This window comes from Brooklawnia propionicigenes (assembly GCF_030297015.1).
Lineage (GTDB): Bacteria > Actinomycetota > Actinomycetes > Propionibacteriales > Propionibacteriaceae > Brooklawnia > Brooklawnia propionicigenes.
The window spans coordinates 260,371-282,606 of sequence record NZ_AP028056.1; the positions used below are offsets into that span (position 1 = coordinate 260,371).

Here is a 22,236-nt window from a genome sequence, read left to right on the forward strand (position 1 = left end):
CAGCGATGATTCTCTACGACTTCGTCTGCACGGACGGGCATGACTTCGAGGCCTTGATCGCCTCGATGTCGGACGATGCCCCGTCCTGCCCGGTCTGCCAGGCGCCGTCCAGACGGCGCCTGGCAAGGCTGAACATCGGTGGACGCGCCGATACCGGGGTTTCCCGCGACCAGATGCCACGGTCATGGACGCAGACCGGCGCAGGTGACCGCGAGACCATCCGGCACTGGCACGAAGTCGCCGCCAAACGCGAGAAGCTCGAGGAGAGACATCCCGAGCTGGCCGGCGACCGGCGCCCGATTCTGGCCCACGAGGGCATCTTCGCACGCAAGCCCCTTCGTGCTGGAGACGACATCGCGGCCGCCGTTCGTGACGCATCCTCACCCACGCAATCAGACACTCATAAGGACAAACAGCAACAATGAAGATCACAGGAGCAGTACTCGAAGAAATCGGGCGTCCGCGTCCGTACGCGGAATCGAAGCCGATCACCGTCTGTGAGCTCGAACTCGATCCGCCCGGCCCCGGTGAGGTGCTCGTCCGTATGGAGGCGGCCGGCATCTGCCATTCGGATCTGTCGGTCGTCAACGGGAACCGGCCACGCCCGGTCCCGATGCTGCTGGGTCATGAGGCAGCCGGCATCGTCGAGCAACTCGGCGACGGCGTCGACGACATCGAGGTCGGCCAGCGGGTCGTGATGGCTTTCCTGCCGCGCTGCGGCAAGTGCAAGAACTGCCTCACCGACGGCAAACTGCCATGTATCCCCGGAACCGCCGCGAACACCGCCGGTCGGCTGCTCACCGGCGGAGAACGCCTGCATCGCAACGGCCAGAAAGTGTTCCACCACCTCGGGGTGTCTGGATTCGCGACCCATGCGGTGGTCGACCGCCGCTCCATCGTTCCGGTCGGGAGCGACATTCCGCCTCAGGTGGCGGCCGTCCTCGGCTGCGCAGTGCTCACCGGCGGTGGTGCGGTGATCAATGCCGGGGCTCCCGCCGATGGCGATACGGTCGCTGTTGTCGGGCTCGGTGGTGTGGGCATGGCCGCCCTCATCACGGCGCTGTCGCTGGGCAAGGGTGACGTCATCGGGGTCGATGCACTCCCGGACAAGCTGAAGCGGGCCACCGAACTCGGCGCGAGCGCGGTGTACACGCCCCAGGAGGCCATCGATGCCGGGGTGAAGGCACCTGTGGTCGTCGAGGCGGCAGGCCATCCGCGGGCCTTCGAGACCGCGGTGAAGCTCACCGATGTCGGCGGCATCACGGTCACCGTCGGCCTGCCGGCTCCCGGAGCCGACGCGACCATCAGCCCGCTCGGGCTGACAGCTGAAGCCCGAACGATCATGGGCAGCTACCTCGGCTCCGCAGTCCCCGCCAGGGACATTCCGACCTACGCGCAGCTGTGGCGCGAAGGGAAGCTGCCGGTCGACGCGCTGATCTCGTCCATCATTACCCTGGACGAGATCAACTCCGCGATGGATGCGCTGGCCGATGGTAAGGCCGTGCGTCAGGTCATCTTGTTCGACGCCTAGACAAGGGCATTGATGGTGCCCGGAAGCCGGCCCCGATCAGGTCCTTCCGGGCACCCCCGGCCCGTACACTCAGGACGTGCCGAATCAGCGCGTCCAGCATGGTCCGACAGGTCCGTGGCCTCCACCGGCCGGACCGATCCCAGAGCCCATGGCGCCCGGATCCCCCGCGCCCACCCCTGAACAACGACGACGCCGGACAGCCACCGTCAGTGTCATCGGCGTGGTCATCGCCCTCGTGTGGTCGGTGATTCTCGCCTCCCACAGCAGGCCGCCGACCGGTATGCCGGACGTCGAAGCCGGTCAGTACCTGGCCACGTCCGGACACCGCGAGTTCCTCAGCAACGGCCCACAGACGACGATCATCGAGACCTCGCATCTTCCGGGCGCGATCGCCTTCAGCGACCCACCCCTGATCATGCAGCAGGTTCTCGACACGATCAGCTACGAACAAGCATCCGCCGGCTACTGGATACGCGAGATCTGGCAGACACGCTCCGCCATCACCTCCCGATTGCTCATGCTGAGTGATGATGCCGGTCTGGTGCTGTATGCAATCGACGGCACAGATCGGCTCGCCTTCGACAGCGGACTGGTCGAACTGCCCGCCGATGCGGTGCCCGGCGCGAGCTGGACGTCACAGGCGACCGCGACCGACACCGATGGGGTCTCCACATCGTGGAGCCGGACCGGATCCATCGGATCCGCTGCCGAGCAAGGCTGCCTCGAGATCACCACCACCGACCGCTATCGCGACACCGAAACCACCTCCGTGACGACCCGCTGCCCGCAGCGCGGCATCGTGGCCGTCGATCAGGCGGCCGCCGGTGAACCGCCGGCGGTCGACACATCCGGTCTTCGACTCCGACCGCATCCCGACCTCATGCCGGCCTCCGACCCCATCACCACGACCATCCTCACCGGAGAAGTCGCGATGGCTGTTGGCATGACGACCCCACCGGTGGCCGTCGGCGACGGGCTCGTTTTCGCGAACCGGACGAACGGTCAGCTCGATTTTGTCTCCCCCGGCGCGAATGGGCAATGGACGCTCAGCACGGTTCGTCGTCCGGGGCTCGATATGACGGCATCACTCGACGCCGGGGAGATGGTGGTCGCAGCCACCACCGATCGCGCCCTGGTCGCCTATGACAGGCACGGACGATGGGTCTGGCAAGCCGACCTACCTGACATTGCCAGCGATCTGTTCTGGGTGGACGATGAGGCGGCCGCGGCATTGACCCTTGACGGTCAGCTGACGATCTTCGCGGTCAGTGACGGGCGCACCATCCGGACGACCGACATGCCAGCCGGATCGACGGTCGGACCAGCCGTCGTCCAAGGCGATTCCGGGGCACTGATCGCCACCGCGTCCGAACGGCAGATCGCGATCCTGAACGCGGAGGATCGGGTCACCACGCTGGAGGTGCGAGACGACGTCCGCTCGCTGGCCATGACGCACCAGGCAGTGGTCGTCAGCGATGTGACCGCCGATCTCACCGCTTTCACGCTCGCGGGCGACCGGCTGTGGCGGGTCGGGATGCCCGACAGTTGCCGCCAACTCGTGGCGACCGACGAGCTGGTCGTCTGCCGGCTGCCGAACGCCATCGCTGCCATCGACCCCGCGTCCGGACGAGTCATCTGGCGAGCAGAGCTGTCGGCGCTGGCGATCTACGTCGCCGATGGCCAGATCCTGAGCATGGGACGCCAGACCACCACCCTGCTCAGTACCTCCGGTGACGAACTCGGCTCCTGGCAGATCGAGCGCACAGCCTCCAACACCTGGGCGGTCCCGATGACCGGCGGCCTGCTCGTGACAAGCGACATCGGGGAGTTCGAATGGTGGCCAGCATGAAGACCCAAGCCCGTGTGGTGGTCGATGCCCTCGACAAGATCTTCGTCGATCCGATCCGGTCGGGCCGGCCACGCCCGAAGGACTGGCAGCCGGGCCTGGCCCCCGTGATGGCGCTGGCCGCCGCCGGTTACCTCATCGGGGTTGTTCTGGTGCTCGGCGCTCCCTGGCTGCGCAGCGCCGATCGTCCTGTCGTCATCGAACGCGCCGAAGTGATCGGCAGCGCGTCGATGACTGTGCTGCTGTGGCTGGTCACCCTCACCTTGGCGGTCGGCCTGACCGCTGCCCTGCATGTTCATCCCCTCCTGAAGCTGATCAGCATCATCGTCTTCCTGCTGCCGCTGACTCCGCAGCTGGCGCTCGGCACGGGTTCGCTCGCAGTCGTCGCGAGCGTCGGCGGAACCATCATCTTCTTTCTCATCCGGCGGCGTGGCAGCTTCGCCGGCTGGGAGTTCCCGGTGATCTGGATCTTGGTGAGCACGGGCGTGATGATGCCGCTGATCTCCACCGGCAACTTCGGCTATGACATCCGCACATCGACGGTGCTGTTGATCCTCGCATTCATGAACTCGCTGGCCGTTCCGGCGCTCATGATGACCGGCTATGCGGCAGCGCAGGTCGGGATCTCGTTCTCCCAGTGGATGGGCCTGCGGCTTTCCCAACTGATGCCTCGATACTTGTCGCTGGTCGCAATCTCCGTGCTCGGGCTCGGCAACCTAGGGTACGCGATCTGGTCGACCCACCAGCGGCGCCTCGGCTGGGAACTCGAGAACTGGATGGGTTCAGTACTGCTGGTGGCGCTCGCAGCGGGCATCATCGCGGTGCTGTGGTCGGGTCTGCCTGATCGAGGCACCTCGCCTCGTGATCCCGCCGATCCGGACGCGCTGGTAGACAGCTGGACATCACAAGCGTTCGGGCTCGCATCGGTGACGCTGGCGTTCATGCTGCTCACCAGCCTCGGCGCCGTCGCCGGCGGTCTGGCCGATGTCTTCTTGGGTTCGCAGCCCGACTGGCTGGCCAACCTGTCGTCCAGCACCACCCTGGTCTTTCTCGTGCGCCTCGGCCAAGCCGCACTGGCCCTGTGGTGGGGTTGGCATCGCGCCCGCCGCGGCGACCGGGTCACGCCCGTCGTGCTCGGCGCCTATGCGGCGATCATGGCCATTTCGGCGCTCTCGGTACTCACCGCATGGGCATGGTTCGCGTGGGAAATAGAGCCCGCAGGAGTGCTGCTGCTAATGATCGGCGCGCTCATCTGGTGCACCGGACGCGGGGACGCCGGTGTGCACCAGGCGCTGATTCTCGCGTTGCTGGTCACGTTGTTCCGCTTCCGCGAGCCGCTGTCGGAGCCTGGCATGATCTTCGGTGCCGTCTCGGCGTCCGCGGTCTTGTTGATCAGCCTGTTGTGGCGGGTGATGACCGATGGCGATCTGATGGCCGGAGATTCGAAAGCGCTCCCCCAGAGCTCTCGGGTGCTGGCGTTCGCGACGATGACCCTCCTTGCGGTGCTGATCCTGGCGGTCACCGCGCAGATGCGCATTGAGACCACCGCGATTGACCAGTCGGGGATGGTTGGGTTGGGCGACATGACACTTGGCGGCGCCTTGTTCATGGCGGCGGGCATCGCCAGCCTGGTGGCGCTGTGGACCTACCGTCGTGGCGACGCGCTGACCGCAGGCCCGGTCCCGCGGTCATGACGACCACGATGACCGGACCTGCGACCACCCCCTTGGCCGCTACGCTTCGACGTAGATCATCTGCGTACGGGTGAACTCCTCCACTCCGAGCGGACCATCGGCGCCGCCGACGCCGGATTTGCGGGTACCGGCATGGAAGCCCTGCATGGCCTCGAAGTTCTCCCGGTTGATGTAGGTTTCGCCGAAGTCGATCTCCCGCATGCCCTTCATCGCGTTGGCGAGGCTGGCCGTGTACAGCGAGCTGGTCAGGCCGTACTCCGAGTCGTTGGCCTTCTGGATGGCCTCATCGAAATCATCGACCACCATGATCGGCAGCACCGGCCCGAAGATCTCGTCGCGGATCACCGGCATGTCCTGGGTGACGTCGGTCAGTACTGTCGGCTGGAAGTGGTGGCCCTGTCCACGATCGGCGACCTTGCCTCCGGTGAGCACGGTCGCGCCCTGCGCAACCGACGCGTCCACCATGGCACCGATGCGGCTGGCGGCGTTCGCATCGATCAGGGCACCCATGTCAAGACCCTTGTCAACACTCGGATCACCGTAGGTGGTGGAGGCGATGGCCTCGGTCATTTTGCTGATGAACTCGTCGGCCACGCCGCGGGTGACGTACACGCGTTCGGCACAGTTGCAGACCTGGCCGGTGTTGATCACCCGCGAGGCCTTGATCGAGGCGACGGCGAGATCGAGGTCGGCATCGTCCAGGACGATGGCCGGCGCCTTACCGCCCAGTTCGAGGTTCACCTTGGTGACGTTCTTGCTGGCAGCGGCCATGATCGCTGACCCGACCGGAACCGAACCGGTGAAGCTGACGATATCGACGCGCGGATCGGCCGACATCTGCTCACCGATTGCCCCGGACCCGGCGAGCATGCTGAATACTCCCCTGGGGAGCCCGACTTCGGCGGCGACCTTCGCGAACTCCAAGGCGTTGATCGGTGTCACCGATGCTGGTTTGATCACGCATGTGTTGCCCGTGACCAAGGCCGGGGCCAGCTTGCGAGCGATGAGGAAGAACGGGAAATTCCACGGCAGAATGCCGACCGCCACACCCAGTGGCTTGCGGAGCACGAAGATCGATTCCTTCGGACGCGCGGAGTTCATCACAGAACCCTCGATGCGCAGCGCGAAGCCGGCCATGTAATCGAGGTAGTCGGCGGTGAACAGGACCTCGACATTTGCCAGCTCGGGAGTCTTGGACTGCTCCTTGACGAGAATGTCGGTGAACATCGCCTCATGGGCGCGAATCGCCTGGGCGAGCTTCGTCAGGTAGGACGCCCGCTCCGGAGCCGGCGTCAACGCCCAACTCTTCTTTGCGTCGAATGCGGCTTGCAGAGCGTCGTCCACGTCGGCCGGGGTCGCCCGCGGCGCATACGCCAGAACCTCGCCGGTCGCGGGGTTCTCCACGGGGATGGTCTGGTCAGTGGCTCTGAACTCTCCCGCGACGTAGTTGCGGTAAGTGGTCAATTCGGCCATGTCTTCTCCTTCTTCATCGACGGATGGCCGCGCTGCACAGTGTCTGGCTAGCGAAGTCAGATGCGGCTCACACCGGCGGCTGTGCTGGTGCAGTTGCTAGTCTGCCCGAGTCGGCAGTCGATGCTGTTGCACTTTTTCGAGCATCTGCGACACGTTTCTCAGCAGCTTGCGACCTGCGCCGTTGCTCGTCCAGCGCGTACTCGGTGAGCTCTCCGGGACGCCCGGCCAGTACGCGTTCGACGATCACCGCATCTTGTACCATGCCGAGCAGGTCGGCCAGTTCGGCATAGTAACGGGCCGTGGCTGCTGCGCCTGATCTCGCGGCAGCCACCGATTCGTAGGCGTAGCGGGCAGCCTTTGCCCGGCGGCGAAGCAGGTGCAGGCCTGCCCATCGTCCCTCGGGGTGAGCGTCGACCTCCTGCCACGCTTTGCCGACGCGCTGCTCCGCCCAGCCAACACGGCGCATGATCTGCTCGCGGGTGGGGCCCTTCCCCTTCCGGGCCTTCGATCGGCGCCACGGTTGGGCGACCATCACCCCGGCAAGATCCACCAGTGCAGCGGCGCGATCGCCGCCCAAGATCGTGATTGCCTCCTGCCGCAGGCTCTCCTGCTCGCCGGCGAGCTCGTCCAGCAGCGGCTTGGCGTCGGCGCGGTCGGCGAACAGCTCGGCCATGTGCTCATGGATGACCTCGGCATCCCTGGCCCGGCCGAGTTCGGAGTTGTACCAGTCGAGCTCTGCCAGAAGCGCCTCTGCGAGCTGCGGACGAAGCAGCGGCCGGTAGACCCGGATGGTGGCTTTGAGGCGGCGGCCCGCGGCCCTCAAGTCGTGGATGGACTCAGGCTCGTTGGCGGTGACCGCCGCCGGAAGCTCGCGCATCAAGCCGATCTGCTCGATCCAGTACCCCTCAACGCTGCTCGCCGTCTTAGACATTCTCCAATCTTACGCTGACAAGCGAATTAGGGTTCGCACAAGGGGCCCACTTCGCTTCGCCCCCGGTGGGAGACGTCGTGGTAATCGCTTCGATTGCCATCGTCAGGACGGTAGTTGCCCGCATGTTGCACTTTGCGAAGAAAAGAACCGCCTGACTTGGCCTATCGCCTTGTCAAGCGGCTTCAAAAGGGGCTCCCCGGACTGGACTCGAACCAGTAACCCTCTGATTAACAGTCAGATGCTCTGCCAATTGAGCTACCAGGGATTGGCGGTTGCGTCTCTCAACGCGAGAACAAACGTTAGCAGAACCTCGACGGTTCCCCAAACTCGAGGAGACTCGCCCACTCAGCGGTGATGAACACCGCGGTCAAGCACCAGAGCCTTCCCGAATGGGCCCCTTCGCAGTCAGCGGCGGTAGGCGCGCCGGTAGGGCGCCGGAATGTAGCCGACGGCCACTTGCAGCGTTTCAGCGGCGCGCAGCGCGAAGCTCGGATCGCGCAGGAACTCGCGTCCTACCATGACAATGTCCGCGAGGCCGGTTGCCACGATCTGCTCGGCTTGGAATGCACTGTCGATCATGCCCACGGTCGAGGTGGTGACACCAGTGGCCTTCTTGACGGCGGTGGCGTAGGGCACCTGGTAGCCGGGACCCACCGGGATGGGCGCCTGTTTGACATTGCCGCCGGTAGAGATGTCGACGAAGTCGGCGCCGTGCTGGCCGAGCCAGCGCACCACAGTGACGGTCTCATCAATGTCGAAGCCGCCAGCCACCCATTCGGTGGCAGACAGGCGCACCGCGATAGGCATGGCCTGGCCGACCTCGGCGCGTATCGCGTCCACAACCTGCAACAGCAGCCGAGCGCGGTTTTCCAGGGTGCCGCCGTAGGAATCGGTTCGATGATTGCTCAGCGGCGAGAGAAATTCGTGCAGAAGATAGCCGTGAGCGCCATGCACCTGCACGAAGTCGAAGCCCGCGTCCACGGCGCGGCGAGCGGCCGCGGCGAATGCTGCCGCCACGCGGTCGATGCCTGCCTGGTCCAGTGCGGCAGGCTCAGCCAGGCCGGGAAAGGCGACCGCCGACGGCGCCACGGTCTGCCAGCCGCCCTCGGAGACCGGCACGCTGGTGCCGGGTGCCTCCGTGCCCCACTCGCGATAGACCGAGCCTTTGCGTCCGGCATGGGCGAGCTGGATGCCCAGCTTGGCGCCCTGGGCGTGCACCAGCTCGACGATGGGCGCGAACGCATCGCGCTGGTGATCATTCCACAGGCCCAGGTCCTGCGGGCTGATCCGGCCTTCCGGCACCACGCCGGTAGCCTCCACGACCACCCCACCCGCACCGCCGCGCGCGAGCGAGCCGTAGTGCATCAGGTGCCAGGCGACCGGGACCCCATCCTGCTTGTCAACAACGTATTGGCACATCGGGGGTACCCAGATGCGGTTGCGGACCTCCAGTCCGCGTAGCTTGATCGGTTCAAACAGTGCGCGACTGACTTCAGACATTGCATCTCCTCGATTGCGGGCCGCGAAGCGCGAACGGCAGCTGCTTCGCGGCGCAGCGCCCATGGTATCGCCAAGGTCCGACTCGTCAAGGTTCGTGTCAACGACGTCCGCGGGATGCTCCGCGACAGCGAGGGTTCGGCAGCGGGCTATTCGTATTCGGCCCGCATCTCCTCGACCAGCCCGAGGACGATCGACTGCACCTTCGGGTCGCCCAGATCGCAGCGTCCGAGACCCTCGACCTGCCAGCTGATCGGCTCGTCCGAGCCCGGACGCCGACGCCCCACCAATTGCACGGTGCCCAGGTCATCGTCCAACTCAATCTGCCGCCAGGCCACGATGGACGCCCGCACTCGCTCAGCGAAGGCGTGCGGCAGCGCGCTCTGCTCATTCAGTTCGATCTCGCTGCGAGTTCCGTCGGTCATCTGCCAGTAGAGCCGGCGGTTGTCGGAGTCCCAGCCGCCCCGCTGGATGTCGGTCCAAGCCACCAGTTGCCAGCCCTGCGGCCTGCGCACCACCATGCGGTCGCGTAGCAGTGCCACGAATCCCTCCGGTCCGCGCGCAGCCACGAGCACATCGGGACGCCTTCCCAGCACCTTCGCGAGTTCGGCGATCTCGTCCTTGGTCAATTTGTACGCTGATCGATCGGCCATTGCCCAATTCTCCCACCCGCACGGACGTCCTCATGCGGCCTCGGCCGACAGCAGCAGCCTCCGCAGCCTGCTCAGCGCCTTGAGCTCCAGCCGTCGAGTGGTCGACACGCTGAGCCCCAGCCGATCCGCCGTCGCTGCCCGGGTCATCGCGGGTTGACCGATGCCGAATGAGCACCGCAGCAGGGCTGCTTCCTGTGGGGGCAGTTCGTCCAGCCCACGCAGCACCTCCGCGTGCAGCTCGTCGGGCGGGCACTCCCCCGCAGGGTCTGGCAGCAGCGCCATCAGATCGTCGGACAGCCGGTCGGGTGCGCTGAGCTCCACAGTCGCGGCGACTGTGCGCACATCACGCCCCAGATACCCGGCCAGCTCGGTCACCGTCACCTCGTGCCCGAGCAGCGTCTCCAGCTGTTCCCTGGCCCGCCGCAGCTCGAAAGCGCTCCGCAGCCGGAAGACGCTGGCCTCGATCGCGCCGCACCGGCGCATCGCAGCATGCGAGATCTCCGCCTCGACCATCGGCCAGGCCAGGCTGGAGAATCGGTAGCCGCGACGCCAGTCCCAGCGTTGAATCGCCCTGCCCAGCCCGACGCAGCCCTCCTGAAAGAGCTCCTCGGCGGACACGCCCGCCCGATCGGCCCAGGTGAGCGCAAGGTTGGCCACCATCCGCAGGTTGCCCATGAAGAACTCGTCACGGGCAGCGCGCCCCAGCTCGGCGATCAGCTCGAGATCTGCGGCAGCCACGTCGCAGCACAGCGAGCCATCCATCAGCGCACGCTCAGCAGTCACGCCCGCCTCGATCGCCACGGCGAGCCGGATCTCATCGGCGGCCGTCAGGAGCGCGGTATCAACGATGTCGAAGAACATGCGTCCAGCATGAGACGCCCACCAGCGGCGAATCGGGTTGTGCACAGACCGAAAACGGACAACACCGAGTGCTGTGAAAACACCGCAGAACCTGCGCTAATCTGCTCCGGCGCTGATCTGCTCGAGAGTCCGGCGCCTGGTCTCCAGCGCGATGAGCTCGGTGAATGCCTGCTTGTGGGCGGACGAATGCTCGACCGGGTTGATGCGTTGCAGCCGCGATTTCAGCTCCGCAAGCCGACGCAGCGTCGTGAGCAGCTGCAGTTTCGCCGTATAGGCGGACGCATATGCCTCGTCGGGGTCATGGTGAATGCCCTCCACGAGCAGCGCGACCTGCAACTGGCGAGCCACATCGTCGACGGTGACGGCCTGCAACTGCTCCGTCCAACCCTGCGCCTGAAACGGGGTCGCCAAGATCACCTCGAACACCGCGCGATAGGCGGGGTGGGTGAAATCATCTGCACTCACTCCGTTCCAGGTCGTGTCGAACAGTGTCGGATACTGCAGCATGAGCTTCAACGTGTCGCGCTCGACTGCGAGGTTGCGATCGCGGGGGTCGGGCCACGGCAGCGACAATCCGTCCAGCACCGGCCCGTCGGGCTCCTCGGCAGGCCGGCGTGTCCGCTGCTTGGGTGGTTCGTGGGCTGCCGGCATCGCCCTGCGTACCTGCTGGGAGACGATCTGGCGGACCTCTTCGACATCCATGCCGACCAGCTGGGCCAAATCGTGCAGATAGCCGCGCACCAGCGACCCGTCGCGGATGCTGGACAGCAGTGGTGCGGCCGCCCGGACTGCTTGCAGGCGGCCATCGACCCGGTCGAGATCGTACTGGGCGACCACGTTGCGCATCACGAAGCGATAGAGCGGCACCCGGCGGCCCACCAGCTCCCGCACCGCGGGCTCCCCCGACTTGAGCCGCAGATCGCACGGATCCAGACCGTTCGGCTCCACCGCCACATAGGTCTGCGCAACGAAGGTCTGATCGAGACTGAACACCTTCAGCGCAGCAGCCTGACCGGCCGCGTCCCCATCGAAGGTGAAGACCACCTCGCCATTGAATGCATCGTTGTTGCCCATCAGCCGCTGGAGCATCCGTGCGTGATCGGCTCCGAACGCCGTGCCACACGAAGCCACAGCAGTGTCGATGCCGGAGAGGTGGCACGCCATCACGTCGGTGTAGCCCTCGACGACGACCGCCTGGGCCTTCTTGCCGATCGGCTGCCGGGCCAGGTCGAGTCCGTACAGCACATGCGACTTCTTGTAGACGACGGTCTCAGGGGTGTTCAGGTACTTCGCGGGCATCCGGTCGTCGTCGAAAACTCGTCGCGCCCCGAAACCGAGCACGGACTTGGCCGAGTCCTTGATCGGCCAGACCACCCTGCCCTGGAAGTAGTCCCAGCCCGACTCACGGATCAGCCCGGCCCTGACCAACTCCTCATCGCTGAATCCGGCGCGATGCAGATGATCGTGCAGGGCTTTGCCATCCTTGGGGGCATATCCCATGCTGAAGTGCTGGGCGGCTTCCCGATCGAAACCGCGGCCGTCGACGAACTGGCGGAAGATCACCGCCTCCGCGCTGGTGATCTGGCTCTGATAGAACTCCGAGGCCGCCTGATTGGCGGCCAGCACCCGCTGCCTCAGGCCCGGTTGGGTGGCCGGGCGGCCGTCGTCGCTGATGCGCAGTTGGACGCCGGTCTTGTCGGCCAGCGCCTGGACGGCCTCGGTGAAACTCAGATTGTCGATCTTCTGGAGAAAGGTGATGACATCGCCACCCTCGCCGCAGCCGAAGCAGTAGTAGAAGCCCCGAGATGGCGTCACCTGAAAACTGGGGGTCTTCTCGTCATGGAAAGGGCACAGCCCCTTCAGTGAGCCGCCTCCGGCATTGCGCAATTGCACGTAGGCGCCGACGACCTCGTCGATGCGTGCCCGCTCGCGAACCAACGCGATGTCTTCATCGTTGATTCGGCTGGCCATGGCCGCAAGTTTAGACGCTCGATCTGACGGGCCGAGCTCACGCCATCGGGCCGACTCCGTGACCCATACTGCGCGGAAGCCGCCACCGCGCCCAGCCCAGCCGCTTCTCGGCCTGATCGAAGGCGAATCTGTCGGTCATGCCTGCCACATAGGTGACGGCCGCGAGCACCCGGTCGTCCTGCCGGAACCCGTCGGGCAGGCTCGCGGGGTGCTCGATGTAGTACGCGACGAGTTCTTGCAGGACTGCTATCACCGCTTGCGACTGCTCCAGTGATTCGGGGCGGGTGTAGATCTGCTGATAGTTGAACCGCCGCAGCTGCGCCAGGGCTTCAGCGGTTTCCGCATCCATGCCGACCCGTCCGGCCTCGACGATGCTGTGGCTGATGCTGCGGATCAGTACGCTGAGTTGTTCACGACGTCCGGTCCCGAGCCGCTCGGTGACCGAGCTGGGCAGCTCGTCCAGTTGGACGATGCCGGCCGCGGCCGCGTCCTCGAGATCGTGTGCACAGTAGGCGATCCGGTCGGCCCAACTGACGATCTCACCCTCGATGGTCGCTGGTGCGGGACGCGACCACGAGTGATTGCGGATGCCGTCCAGCGTCTCGGCGCACAGGTTGAGTTCGGCAAGCGCCACGTCGGCGCCCCACGGTCCATGGTCGAATCCGTGCGGCAGGAAAGCGTCGAACGCCTCCTCGGAGGCATGCCCGCCCGGACCGTGCCCACAGTCGTGACCGAGCGCGATCGCCTCAGTCAGGGGGACATTCGCCCCGACGGCGCGGGCGACCGAGGTGGCGACCTGGGCAACCTCGAGGGCGTGGGTGAGGCGGGTGCGCTGATGGTCGGTCGGATAGACCACAACCTGGGTCTTGCCGGCGAGCCTTCGGAAGGCCGTCGAATGGACGATCCGGTCCCGGTCACGCTCGAAGCAGGTGCGTTCAGAGTCAGGCTGTTCCTCGCGGGCCCGGTTTCCCGCCCCGCTGGCCAAAGCAGCTCCCGGACGAAGCCACTGCGCCTCGCGGGCCTCGCGGGCTTCGCGTCCGATGGGCGCCCCGGTGGCGATGTGCACGTGGCTGTCGCGGTGCGCGGTCACCAGGTCGTCGCCGTGCCCGGTCATGGTGGACGCCCAGCTGATCGCCCGCGCATTGGGCTGCAGCGCATCGGAGGTCATAGGCCTAGCCTGACATACGCCTCTGACAGGCAGCCGCTATCCACCGGAGGTCTCGAGCTCGGCCTCGCTGAGATCCAGCTCGAGCCCACACCGATCGTCCAGCCAGCCCCAGGGCATCGTCACCTTCGAGCGCGGACTGCCCTGGCGTCCCCGCGGACGCCCGAGTTCGGCGGTCGGATACGGCACAGCGCCATCCAACTGGGCCAGCAGCGCATCGAGCTCGGCCAGGCTGGAGACCATGCCCAAGGCGTGCCTGGTGTCGCCTCCCACCGGAAAGCCCTTGAAGTACCACGCCATGTGCTTGCGGAGATCCTTCATGCCATGTTCTTCGCCCCACAGCCTCGCCAGCAGTTCGGCGTGCCTGCGGACGATCGCGCAGACCTCTCCCAGACTCGGGAGCACGGTTTCCTGCTCACCGGTGATCGCCGCCGCAAGATCGCGGAACAGCCACGGCCGGCCCAGGCAACCGCGTCCGATCTCGACGCCGGCGCAACCGGTCTGCTCGATCATGGCGACCGCGTCCGCAGCCTCCCAGATGTCCCCATTGCCGAGCACCGGAATGTCGACCACCTGCACCAGCTCGGAGATGGCATTCCAATCGGCATGTCCCGAGTAGGCCTGGGCAACCGTGCGCGCGTGCAGGCAGATCGCTGCTGCGCCGCAGTCCTCGGCCAGTCGTCCCATATCGAGGAAGGTCAGATGCCGGTCGTCGATGCCGATGCGGGTCTTGACCGTAACCGGAACCCCGTAGCGGTCCGCGGTGCGCACGGTGCTGGCGATGATCTGACGGACCAGATCGAGCTTCCAGGGCAGCACTCCGCCGCCGCCTTTGCGGGTGACCTTGGGCACCGGGCAGCCAAAGTTCAGATCGATGTGGTCGACCCCGAAACCGTCGCACAAGATGTCGACGGCGACCTCCAGCGAGACGGGGTCGACGCCGTAGGTTTGCACCGAGCGCACGTCCTCTTCGGGCCAGAAGGCCAACATGTCGGCGGTCTTCGGGTCCCCGACCACCAACCCGCGGGACGTGATCATCTCGCAGACGTACAACCCCGCGCCCTGCTCGCGGCACAACTGCCGATAGGCCGCATTCGTCACTCCTGCCATGGGCGCGAGGACGACCGGGGTGTCGATCACCAGCGCGTCCGGATGGGACGGCGAACTCAGCCGCAGTTCGGGCAGCAGCCTGGTCGGTGTGGTCTGGGTCGCGCTCATCGATTCCAGGCTAGACGGGCCCTGCAAGAGGTCACTCGACCATCTCCTTCTGGCGGCGCTCCGGTAGCAACAGTGCGCTGCCGGCTGCAATCAGGAACGACACCCCGAAAACGCCGAAGACCAGCGGGTTGCCCCCGGAGTTGAGCAGCAGCGGGACGCACAGTGGCGCGATGATCGCAGCCACGCGGCCCGCGGCCGAGGCCGCGCCCGTGCCGGTGCCGCGCATCGCGGTCGGGTAGATCTCCGGGCCGATCGCATACAGCGCGCCCCAGGCACCGAGGTTGAAGAAGCTCAGTGCGCAACCGGCCACGATGATGCCCACCGGGGAGGTCTGGATGCCGAACAGCACTGCGGCCACACCGGAGCCCAGCAGGAAGCTCGCCAGGGTTGGGCGGCGTCCCCACTTCTCGATCAGCCAGGCGGCCATTGCATAACCGGGCAGCTGTGCCAGCGTGATGATCAGCGTGTACTCGAAAGAGCGGATCAGCGAATGGCCTTGCCGGAAGAGCAACGTGGGCATCCAGGTGAAGGCACCGTAGTAACTGAGATTGACGAAGAACCAGACCGCCCACAGCGCGATCGTCCGGCGCCGCATCCCGGGCGAGAACAGCCTCGCCCGCTGCTGCGTGCTGACCTCGACGCTGACCGGCGTGTGCTTCACGGCTGTCTCGATGTCGACCTCGGGTTGGACGCCGGAGTTGATCTCGAACTCGCGTACCGACTTCTCCGCCTCGATCAGGCGTCCCTTCGATTCCAGGAATCGGACCGATTCGGGCAGACCGTGCCGCACCACCAGCGCGTATGCAGCGGGCGCCAGACCGACCAGCAGCGCCCAGCGCCAGCCCGGCCAACCGGCGATCTCTTGAGGAACCAGGAAGTAGCCGAGCAGCGCTGCCATGATCCAGCCGAGCGCCCAGAAGCTCTCCAGCCAGACGACCATCCGGCCACGGATCCGTTGCGGGGCAAACTCGCTGACCAGAGTGGAGGCCACCGGGAGTTCGGCTCCCAAGCCGAGACCGACGACGAATCGCAGGGCCATCAGCATCGCGATCCCGACGGAGAACGCCGCCATGCCGGTCGCGATTCCGTAGATGAGCAGGGTCAACGCGAAGACGTTTCGGCGTCCGAGCCTGTCGGCGAGCAGCCCGCCGACCGAGGCGCCGATCATCATGCCCACGAAGCCGATCGACCCGATCCAGCTCAGTTGGGTATTCGACAGATTCCAGTGCACCGCGAGAGCTGTCATCACATAGCTGATCAGGCCGACGTCCATGGCGTCGAGCGCCCAGCCGACGCCGGACCCGACCAGGAGCTTGCCGTGCTCGCGTCCGAACTTCAGCCGGTCAAGCCGTTGCGCTCGGCTCGGCAGCTGATTCAATACCTCCGGCTGCGGATCGTTCATCGCGTCCTCCAATGTGGGTGTGCCGGCAATCTGACCGCGCCAGGCGAGGTAGACGTCTTGCCCTGTCATGGACTAATTCTCAAGTTGAGTATAACTATCTATCAAGGCGAGTATATGGGACTACTTCTCACCTTGAGCACACCATCCGGGCTGCGATACTGAGCACCATGATGCAACGGTTCCGCGACCTTCTGGTCTTCGAATCTGCCAGCCGGTTGGTGCTCGCCTGCGACTCGATCGGAGGTATCGGCCCCAAGCCCGCTGATTCGGTGAGCGTGGACGCCCGCACCGTCGCGCATTTCGGCGTTCGCGTGCCCCTGTTGGAAGTGCTGTGCTCCGGAGCACGGCCGATCGCCTTGGTCAACGCCTTGTGCGTGGAGCGCGATCCCACCGGCCAGGAGATGATCGACGAGATCGAGATCCTCGCAGCGCAGGCGGGGATTCCCGCGGACGCGGTCACCGGCAGTACCGAGGAGAATGCCCCCACCTCAGCCACCGGACTGGGCATCACCGTGATCGGAGCGCTGAGCCAGGATCTGCCGAAGGCTCAACCCGGCGACGTGGTCATCTGCGCGGGTCTGCCGATCGCCGCGCCCGATTTCACCCTGTACATCGGCCACCCCGATCAGGTCACCGTCGCCGAGGTGCGCAGGATCTTGGAGTCCGGGCTCGTGCACGATGCGTTGCCGGCAGGCTCTCACGGGGTCGGTTTCGAAACCGACGAGATGGCCCGCATCGCCGGGCTCCAAGCCCGCTGGACCGGCGGCCGGATTGTCGACCCGAAGCGTTCGGCCGGCCCGGCCAGCTGTGTGCTGTTCGCCTGCGCGCCAGAAGCAACGGACGAGGTCATTGCCCTGCTGGACGACGGTCGCCCCGCCCAGCCTGTCGCACGCCTCACACCGCCGGACTGACGCCTCCCCACCCGGATCCGCGGGTCCCCGCGTCACGCCCGTCGCGTCCCTACCCCATCGTTCCCGCGCCCCGAATCCGAAGACGCGCCCGATATATCGGGCGCGGGCTCCGATTTCGGTCGCGGGAAGCGCTCCGGTTGCGGGCCGGAACGCACCGGGTCCGTTGGACGCAGCGCGTCACAGACGTCCCCAGCCCCAAGCCAGTCGTCCGGCGACCGCGCAGACGCCCAAGGCCAGGACGAGGATGCTGAGCGCGACCTCCTGGGGACGGCGCACCACGTCGTGCATGACGGTCATCGTCCGGTGCGCGCCGTAACCGCGGACGCTGAGTGCCACCCCGAGACTCTCGGCGGTGAGCAGCGAACTGGTGATCAGCGGGACCACGATCGCCGCGTTGGCTTTCCAGCGCTCCACCGGGCCACCACTGTCGAGCCGCTGTCCCCTGGCTTGCTGCGCCTGACGGATCTGCTCGTGACGCCGGGCCAGGTTCGGCAGCGCAGCCATGGCCGAGCCGATCAGAATCGACAGCCAGCTGGGCAGTCGCCAGCGCGCTGCGAGGTCGAGCACATCGTCCACCGAGATCTGGTAGATCGCCGTCCAGGTGGCCACGATCATGGCGAGCATCCGCAGCACGAATGTGCCGCCCATCAGCACTCCACCCACGGTGAACCGCAGCGGACCCCACTGCGCCAGCACTTGAAGGTGCGCCGGGTCGTGCAGCACCCGATCAGAGGTGGCGAAGGCCGCGCAAAAGCCGACCAGGACAAAGACCGCGAGTGAAGCACGGATCAGTGGCCAGACGGCTGCCACCGGAAGGCGCTGCCAGACCGCCAGCCCCAGCACCACGCACAGCACCCCGAAGTTCCACAGGGGATGGGTGAAACTCATCACGGCCAACGTCGTAGCCACCAGTACCGCGAGCCGGGCGGGCAGACCGAGTCTCATGTCCGCGCTCCGCAGCTTTGGACGAGCCTTCGTCCGGCGGTGATCTCGTCGCAGCTGTCGGGACGACCGCCGAAGCACTGTTGCCACAATTCGCCGAGTTGAGTGGTGACCTGGGTCTGCACCGGACCGTCGGCGACCACCCGCCCGCCGTCGATGGTCACCACGCGGCGGGCATGATGGGCGATGAGTTCGCGATCATGGCTGATCATCACGATCGTGGTGCCCTGTTGGTTGAGTCGGTCGACCAGGTCCATGATCGCCTGCACACCGCGCCAGTCCTGTCCGGTGGTGGGCTCGTCGATCACCAGGATCTCGGGCTCGGCGATCAGCGTCGAGGCCATCGCGACCAGTTGTCGCTGTCCGCGGGTCAGCGTCAGCGGGTTGGCTTCGCACAGATCCGTCAGACCGGTGAACTGCAGCACGGCGGTGGTCCTCGCGGAGATCTCTGCTTGTGGCCGCCCTGCCACCCGCAACGCGAAGCCGACCTCATCGGCAACCGAGCGACAGAAGATCTGATGATCGGGATTCTGGAAGACGTAACCGACCTGACCCGCCAACTGCCAAGTCGGCCGGCCGGAGACATCGCGTCCGCAGATCAGGACCCGTCCGGCGGTTGGACGAAGCAGTCCGTTCAAGTGTTTGGCGACAGTCGTCTTTCCCGCCCCGTTGGGCCCGGTCAGAGCGACGAACTCCCCGGCGCGGATCGTGAGGTGGATGCCGTGCAGCACCTCCGCCCTCGGTGAGTAGCCGAAGTGCAGATCGTCGATCTCGATCACTGGCCGGCCGGTGCCCTGCGCCGAAGGCGCTGGTGGGTGGGGGCGCGGTTCGGCAGGCAGAAGATCGCGTAGCCACCCCGACATCTCCGCGACCGTGAGCGGCAGGCGCCGACCCACAGGCAAGGTGAGCGCCAGTTCCGGACGTTCGCGCAGCATCCCGCGGGCCACCACGCTCATCGGCAGCGGCCGGATTCCGAGTCGCTCGACGCGATCGGGATCGGCGAAGAAGTCCGCGGGCGCGCCCTGCCAAGCCACCTGGCCGGCGTCCAGGACGACGATGCCGGAGGCCTGATCGAGTACCGCGGCCGGGTCGTGCTCGGCGGTGACCACGGTCATGCCGCGCTGCCGCAGCGACGCGACCACCTCGCGCAGCCGGCCTGCCCCGACCGGATCAAGCTCGGCGGTCGCTTCGTCCAGGCAGAGCACCTCCGGGCCCATGGCCAGCACTCCGGCGATCGCCAGACGCTGCAACTCGCCGCCCGACAGCTCGGCGGTCGAGCGGGCCTCGAAGCCACTCAATCCCACCAGCTCCAGCATCTGCGCTACCCGGCGGCTGATCTCGGCGCGTGGGACGAGATGGTTGCGCGGGCCGAAGGCGACGTCCTCGCCGACCGTTCGTCCGATGATCTGACTCGCCGGGTCCTGCAAGACCAGCCCGATGTATTGGGTGAGAGTCTGGACGCGGTAGTCGGCCAGATCTGCCGCCCCGTACCGGATTCGGCCGCTGAGCACACCGCCATCCAGCTCGCCGATCACACCGGTCAGCGCCTGCAATAGGGTCGACTTGCCCGCCTCGGTGGCACCCATGATCGCGGTGCAGCTGCCGGCAGCGAACTCAGCGCTGACATCGTGCAATGCGTCCCGGGAGCCGGATGGGTAGCGGTAGCTGACCGAGTCGACCGTGAGGTCTTGTGGCACGCTCAGCTGAGCAGACGGGTCTTACGCAACGCCTGGTAGGCGAGCGTGGCGATCGCGAGATTGACGACAGCGCCGATGGCCAGCGACGGCAGGGCTGCCACGTACAGAGCCCACCCTCCGATCGGAACCATGATCAGGCCGAGCACCGGAGCATTGATGATCACAGCGAGCACGAACCCGATGACCAGCCCGACCGGGCCCTTGCGGCCGAACCAGCCGTAGACCCAGGCGCAGGCGGCCATCCCGACCGCGATAGCCAGATGCACCGGCAGAGTCAGCGGAAAGCCAGTGATTCCCGCAGTGAGCAGGTGACCGATGGCGGCCACCACAGCCCCCAGCCACCCGCCGAAACCGATGGCCACGAAGAATCCGGGGGCGGCATCCAGTGCGACTGTGCCGACCGGAGACGGGATCTTGATCAAGGCACCGACGGCCGAGAGTGCGATGAAGATCGCCATGATCGCCAGCTTGCGGGCCGACAGTCCGCGATTGGCCTGATCAGGCAGACGATCCTCGAGCTTGGGACCGGTCTGGACATTGCTCATGGGCATTACCTGCTTCTCGTAGTGATGGTCGGACGATAAAGATCGGTGCGAACGACGATGCGGCTGGTCTCGATGGGACGGTTGTTGGCGGTGTAGCCGATGCGGTCGACGCACAGCAGCGGCGTTCCGGGCGCAACGTCGAGCAACGCGGCCTCGGTCTGCGATGCCTCGGCGATGCCGTAACGATCGCTGACCCGGGTGATGCCGACATCCAGGGCGGACAATTCGGTGTACAGCGATTCGCGTGCGGCGATCCCCTCCACATCGACTCCTGCGAAGGCGCTTGCGGGTAACCAGGATTCGCTTGCCGAGACCGGGTCATCGTCCGCGGTGTGCACACGCGAGATGTGGACGAGGCGTCTGCTGCTGTCCACGACCTCGGACGACGCCTGCTCGGCTGCCTCGGCCTCGCACAGACAGGCATGGGTATTGCGCACACCTGGCCGGCGCCCCATCGCCCGCATGCTCGCACTGAAACTCATGATGTTGGCATCCGGCTGGTGATCACGCCCGCGCGTCACCCGCGTGCCGTTGCCGCGATCGATCTCCAGCAATCCGTCGATGACCAGATCGCCGACCGCCTTGCGGATCGTCGTGCGGCTCACCTGGTAGCGCTGCTGAAGCGCCTGCTCGCTGGGCAGGTAGTCGCCCGGTTGCCAAGCGCCATCGCTGATTCGCGATGCCAGATCACGTTCGACACGCAGATACAGGGGTTCGCTTCCCACCGCTGCACCTTCCATCCGGAGACGTCATGATGTCCCTATGTCTACCATGGGGCCGCTTGTCCCGTCCACGCGCTCCCCGGTGCCCGCCCGTCGGCGGCGCCCGCTGCCTTCCCGCCCCGCCGACTCGACCTCCTCCCCCCTCCGGCGGCCCCGTCACGTTCCCGCGCCTCAAATCTGAGGTTGCGGGCGCGGGAGTTTCATCTGGTCCGGCGGAAGGGGCTCTCGTCCAGGAAACGCCGCAGATCGGCGGCGAACCGCTGGCCGTGGCGCAGATCGTCCCAGGTCCACCGGTAAACCCACCATCCGAGTGCGCGAAGCCGGTTCTCGCGTTCCTTCTCGCGCATGACGACCTCGGCAAGCGGTTGACCATTGAGGCTCGAGGCGTACTTGATTCGGCCATCGAACTCCCCGAGGACGCGATACTCCTCCCAGGCGAAGTCCGCTCGAGCGACGAAGTTGCCACCGGGGTCGAGGATCTCGAGTTGGAGCGTCGGTGTCGGGATCTTGCCCATGATCATCCAGTAGCGGCTGAGTGACTCCCCCGGGCTCTCGCTTCGCGGGTCAGCATGTGCCAGCGCCCACCGAGCAGCGCGAATGCCATGGCACCGGCCGGCCATCTCGCACGCCGCCGCCAGATCGGTTGGCGTATCCAGCATTCGCCAGGCCGCATCGACGATCTGCAGCGCCTCCTGGTTGCTGCACAGCCGGGCGGTGTCTACTGCGGTTCGGGCGAGACTGGTGATTCTGAGGCCCTCGACTTCAGCGATCTCAAGGCTCGGCAGCGCGGACGAATGAGTGTGCGTCCAGGTGCGGACATGGCCGCCGCCCGGGCGGTCGTGAGTGACATGGACCTTGGTCAGCAGGCGCCGCGGCACCGGCAGGCCCCACAGCAGCGCCGCCGAGCAATGGCTGAGTACGGCGTCATCGTTGAGAAGCGGCACCGTCGTCCGAATCAATGCGCGGTGCCGAGCTTCGGGAGAATCCGGATCGAGGTCCAGCGCATATCCGCCGTGACGGACGCTGCTGAGCTCTCCGGATCTGACCTGCGTGCGGATGGAGTATTCGTCATGACCCTGCTCGACGAGGTCAGCGAATCGGTATGTGGTGCTCATGCCCAAGAGGATTGGTAAGTCGAACGCGAATCGTTCACTTATCCACAGGCAAATCTCGCCCC

19 protein-coding genes and 1 tRNA gene are annotated in these 22,236 nt (G+C 66.2%); 5 read left to right on the forward strand and 15 right to left on the reverse strand.

The genetic code is table 11. The features are described 5' to 3' along the window. Window positions 1–5 precede the first annotated feature (5 nt). The 4 genes from QUE25_RS01230 to QUE25_RS01245 all read left to right on the forward strand — a co-directional run bounded on the left by QUE25_RS01230 (window position 6) and on the right by QUE25_RS01245 (window position 5,071). Window positions 6–425 carry an FmdB family zinc ribbon protein gene (locus tag QUE25_RS01230; protein ID WP_286266804.1) on the forward strand — a complete coding sequence of 140 codons (420 nt, stop codon included), beginning with the start codon at window positions 6–8 and terminating at the stop codon, window positions 423–425. Next, window positions 422–1,531, forward strand: a complete 1,110-nt coding sequence (locus QUE25_RS01235) for an alcohol dehydrogenase catalytic domain-containing protein (RefSeq protein WP_286266805.1) — start codon at window positions 422–424, stop codon at window positions 1,529–1,531. Before QUE25_RS01230 ends, QUE25_RS01235 begins: the two co-directional genes overlap by 4 nt. Before the next feature lie 220 nt (window positions 1,532–1,751). After that, window positions 1,752–3,380, forward strand: coding sequence for an outer membrane protein assembly factor BamB family protein (locus QUE25_RS01240; protein ID WP_286266807.1), 1,629 nt, complete (start codon window positions 1,752–1,754; stop codon window positions 3,378–3,380). Beyond that, window positions 3,377–5,071, forward strand: a complete 1,695-nt coding sequence (locus QUE25_RS01245; protein ID WP_286266809.1) for a hypothetical protein — start codon at window positions 3,377–3,379, stop codon at window positions 5,069–5,071. The genes QUE25_RS01240 and QUE25_RS01245 overlap by 4 nt, the downstream gene beginning before the upstream one ends. A gap of 39 nt (window positions 5,072–5,110) precedes the next feature. On the opposite strand, the gene aldA is transcribed toward QUE25_RS01245, so the two are convergent. The 10 genes from aldA to QUE25_RS01295 all read right to left on the reverse strand — a co-directional run bounded on the left by aldA (window position 5,111) and on the right by QUE25_RS01295 (window position 16,311). Next, window positions 5,111–6,544 carry an aldehyde dehydrogenase gene (gene aldA / locus QUE25_RS01250; RefSeq protein ID WP_286266810.1) on the reverse strand — a complete coding sequence of 478 codons (1,434 nt, stop codon included), beginning with the start codon at window positions 6,542–6,544 and terminating at the stop codon, window positions 5,111–5,113. Window positions 6,545–6,611: 67 nt separating this feature from the next. Further along, window positions 6,612–7,475 carry a CHAD domain-containing protein gene (locus tag QUE25_RS01255; protein ID WP_286266811.1) on the reverse strand — a complete coding sequence of 288 codons (864 nt, stop codon included), beginning with the start codon at window positions 7,473–7,475 and terminating at the stop codon, window positions 6,612–6,614. A gap of 192 nt (window positions 7,476–7,667) precedes the next feature. After that, a tRNA-Asn gene (locus QUE25_RS01260) sits at window positions 7,668–7,740 on the reverse strand. A gap of 140 nt (window positions 7,741–7,880) precedes the next feature. Continuing rightward, the gene (locus QUE25_RS01265) at window positions 7,881–8,975 is read right to left on the reverse strand and encodes an NADH:flavin oxidoreductase/NADH oxidase (RefSeq protein WP_286266812.1); all 1,095 of its coding nucleotides are present in this window, start codon (window positions 8,973–8,975) and stop codon (window positions 7,881–7,883) included. 146 nt (window positions 8,976–9,121) lie between these two features. After that, complete coding sequence (locus QUE25_RS01270; protein ID WP_286266813.1) at window positions 9,122–9,625, reverse strand: hypothetical protein; 504 nt, start codon at window positions 9,623–9,625, stop codon at window positions 9,122–9,124. A gap of 30 nt (window positions 9,626–9,655) precedes the next feature. Then, window positions 9,656–10,486, reverse strand: coding sequence for a sigma-70 family RNA polymerase sigma factor (locus QUE25_RS01275; RefSeq protein ID WP_286266815.1), 831 nt, complete (start codon window positions 10,484–10,486; stop codon window positions 9,656–9,658). Between the two features lie 96 nt (window positions 10,487–10,582). Then, window positions 10,583–12,457, reverse strand: a complete 1,875-nt coding sequence (gene dnaG / locus QUE25_RS01280) for a DNA primase (protein ID WP_286266816.1) — start codon at window positions 12,455–12,457, stop codon at window positions 10,583–10,585. 37 nt (window positions 12,458–12,494) lie between these two features. After that, a complete protein-coding gene (locus QUE25_RS01285; protein ID WP_286268460.1) occupies window positions 12,495–13,571 on the reverse strand; it encodes an HD domain-containing protein in 1,077 nt (358 codons plus the stop codon). Window positions 13,572–13,661: 90 nt separating this feature from the next. Next, window positions 13,662–14,840, reverse strand: a complete 1,179-nt coding sequence (gene dusB / locus QUE25_RS01290; RefSeq protein ID WP_286266817.1) for a tRNA dihydrouridine synthase DusB — start codon at window positions 14,838–14,840, stop codon at window positions 13,662–13,664. A 31-nt stretch (window positions 14,841–14,871) separates the two neighbouring features. Next, window positions 14,872–16,311: an MFS transporter gene (locus QUE25_RS01295; RefSeq protein ID WP_286266818.1), complete on the reverse strand. Its 1,440-nt coding sequence runs from the start codon at window positions 16,309–16,311 to the stop codon at window positions 14,872–14,874. A gap of 98 nt (window positions 16,312–16,409) precedes the next feature. On the opposite strand from QUE25_RS01295, the gene QUE25_RS01300 reads away from it, so the two are divergent. Next, window positions 16,410–17,153 carry an AIR synthase related protein gene (locus tag QUE25_RS01300; RefSeq protein ID WP_286266819.1) on the forward strand — a complete coding sequence of 248 codons (744 nt, stop codon included), beginning with the start codon at window positions 16,410–16,412 and terminating at the stop codon, window positions 17,151–17,153. A gap of 177 nt (window positions 17,154–17,330) precedes the next feature. Here the strand turns inward: QUE25_RS01300 and QUE25_RS01305 are convergent, their stop codons facing one another. The 5 genes from QUE25_RS01305 to QUE25_RS01325 form a co-directional block, all read right to left on the reverse strand. Further along, window positions 17,331–18,098: an energy-coupling factor transporter transmembrane component T family protein gene (locus tag QUE25_RS01305; protein WP_286266820.1), complete on the reverse strand. Its 768-nt coding sequence runs from the start codon at window positions 18,096–18,098 to the stop codon at window positions 17,331–17,333. Further along, entirely contained in the window at window positions 18,095–19,792 is a 1,698-nt protein-coding gene (locus tag QUE25_RS01310; protein WP_286266821.1) for an ABC transporter ATP-binding protein, read from the reverse strand. Before QUE25_RS01310 ends, QUE25_RS01305 begins: the two co-directional genes overlap by 4 nt. Before the next feature lie 2 nt (window positions 19,793–19,794). Continuing rightward, window positions 19,795–20,337: an ECF transporter S component gene (locus QUE25_RS01315; RefSeq protein WP_286266822.1), complete on the reverse strand. Its 543-nt coding sequence runs from the start codon at window positions 20,335–20,337 to the stop codon at window positions 19,795–19,797. Window positions 20,338–20,342: 5 nt separating this feature from the next. Further along, the gene (locus tag QUE25_RS01320; RefSeq protein WP_286266823.1) at window positions 20,343–21,062 is read right to left on the reverse strand and encodes a GntR family transcriptional regulator; all 720 of its coding nucleotides are present in this window, start codon (window positions 21,060–21,062) and stop codon (window positions 20,343–20,345) included. Window positions 21,063–21,259: 197 nt separating this feature from the next. Continuing rightward, a complete protein-coding gene (locus QUE25_RS01325) occupies window positions 21,260–22,174 on the reverse strand; it encodes a hypothetical protein (RefSeq protein WP_286266842.1) in 915 nt (304 codons plus the stop codon). Window positions 22,175–22,236: the final 62 nt, after the last annotated feature.

Bases quoted from the DNA above. Each gene is read 5' to 3' on its own strand.
- QUE25_RS01265 (WP_286266812.1), bottom strand. From the start codon at position 8,975: ATGTCTGAAGTCAGTCGCGCACTGTTTGAACCGATCAAGCTACGCGGA.
- QUE25_RS01255 (WP_286266811.1), bottom strand. From the start codon at position 7,475: ATGTCTAAGACGGCGAGCAGCGTTGAGGGGTACTGGATCGAGCAGATC.
- QUE25_RS01295 (WP_286266818.1), bottom strand. From the start codon at position 16,311: ATGACAGGGCAAGACGTCTACCTCGCCTGGCGCGGTCAGATTGCCGGC.
- QUE25_RS01305 (WP_286266820.1), bottom strand. From the start codon at position 18,098: ATGAGACTCGGTCTGCCCGCCCGGCTCGCGGTACTGGTGGCTACGACG.
- dusB (WP_286266817.1), bottom strand. From the start codon at position 14,840: ATGAGCGCGACCCAGACCACACCGACCAGGCTGCTGCCCGAACTGCGG.
- QUE25_RS01235 (WP_286266805.1), top strand. From the start codon at position 422: ATGAAGATCACAGGAGCAGTACTCGAAGAAATCGGGCGTCCGCGTCCG.
- QUE25_RS01245 (WP_286266809.1), top strand. From the start codon at position 3,377: ATGAAGACCCAAGCCCGTGTGGTGGTCGATGCCCTCGACAAGATCTTC.
- QUE25_RS01315 (WP_286266822.1), bottom strand. From the start codon at position 20,337: ATGAGCAATGTCCAGACCGGTCCCAAGCTCGAGGATCGTCTGCCTGAT.
- QUE25_RS01300 (WP_286266819.1), top strand. From the start codon at position 16,410: ATGATGCAACGGTTCCGCGACCTTCTGGTCTTCGAATCTGCCAGCCGG.
- QUE25_RS01285 (WP_286268460.1), bottom strand. From the start codon at position 13,571: ATGACCGGGCACGGCGACGACCTGGTGACCGCGCACCGCGACAGCCAC.
- aldA (WP_286266810.1), bottom strand. From the start codon at position 6,544: ATGGCCGAATTGACCACTTACCGCAACTACGTCGCGGGAGAGTTCAGA.
- QUE25_RS01325 (WP_286266842.1), bottom strand. From the start codon at position 22,174: ATGAGCACCACATACCGATTCGCTGACCTCGTCGAGCAGGGTCATGAC.
- QUE25_RS01230 (WP_286266804.1), top strand. From the start codon at position 6: ATGATTCTCTACGACTTCGTCTGCACGGACGGGCATGACTTCGAGGCC.
- QUE25_RS01275 (WP_286266815.1), bottom strand. From the start codon at position 10,486: ATGTTCTTCGACATCGTTGATACCGCGCTCCTGACGGCCGCCGATGAG.
- dnaG (WP_286266816.1), bottom strand. From the start codon at position 12,457: ATGGCCAGCCGAATCAACGATGAAGACATCGCGTTGGTTCGCGAGCGG.
- QUE25_RS01270 (WP_286266813.1), bottom strand. From the start codon at position 9,625: ATGGCCGATCGATCAGCGTACAAATTGACCAAGGACGAGATCGCCGAA.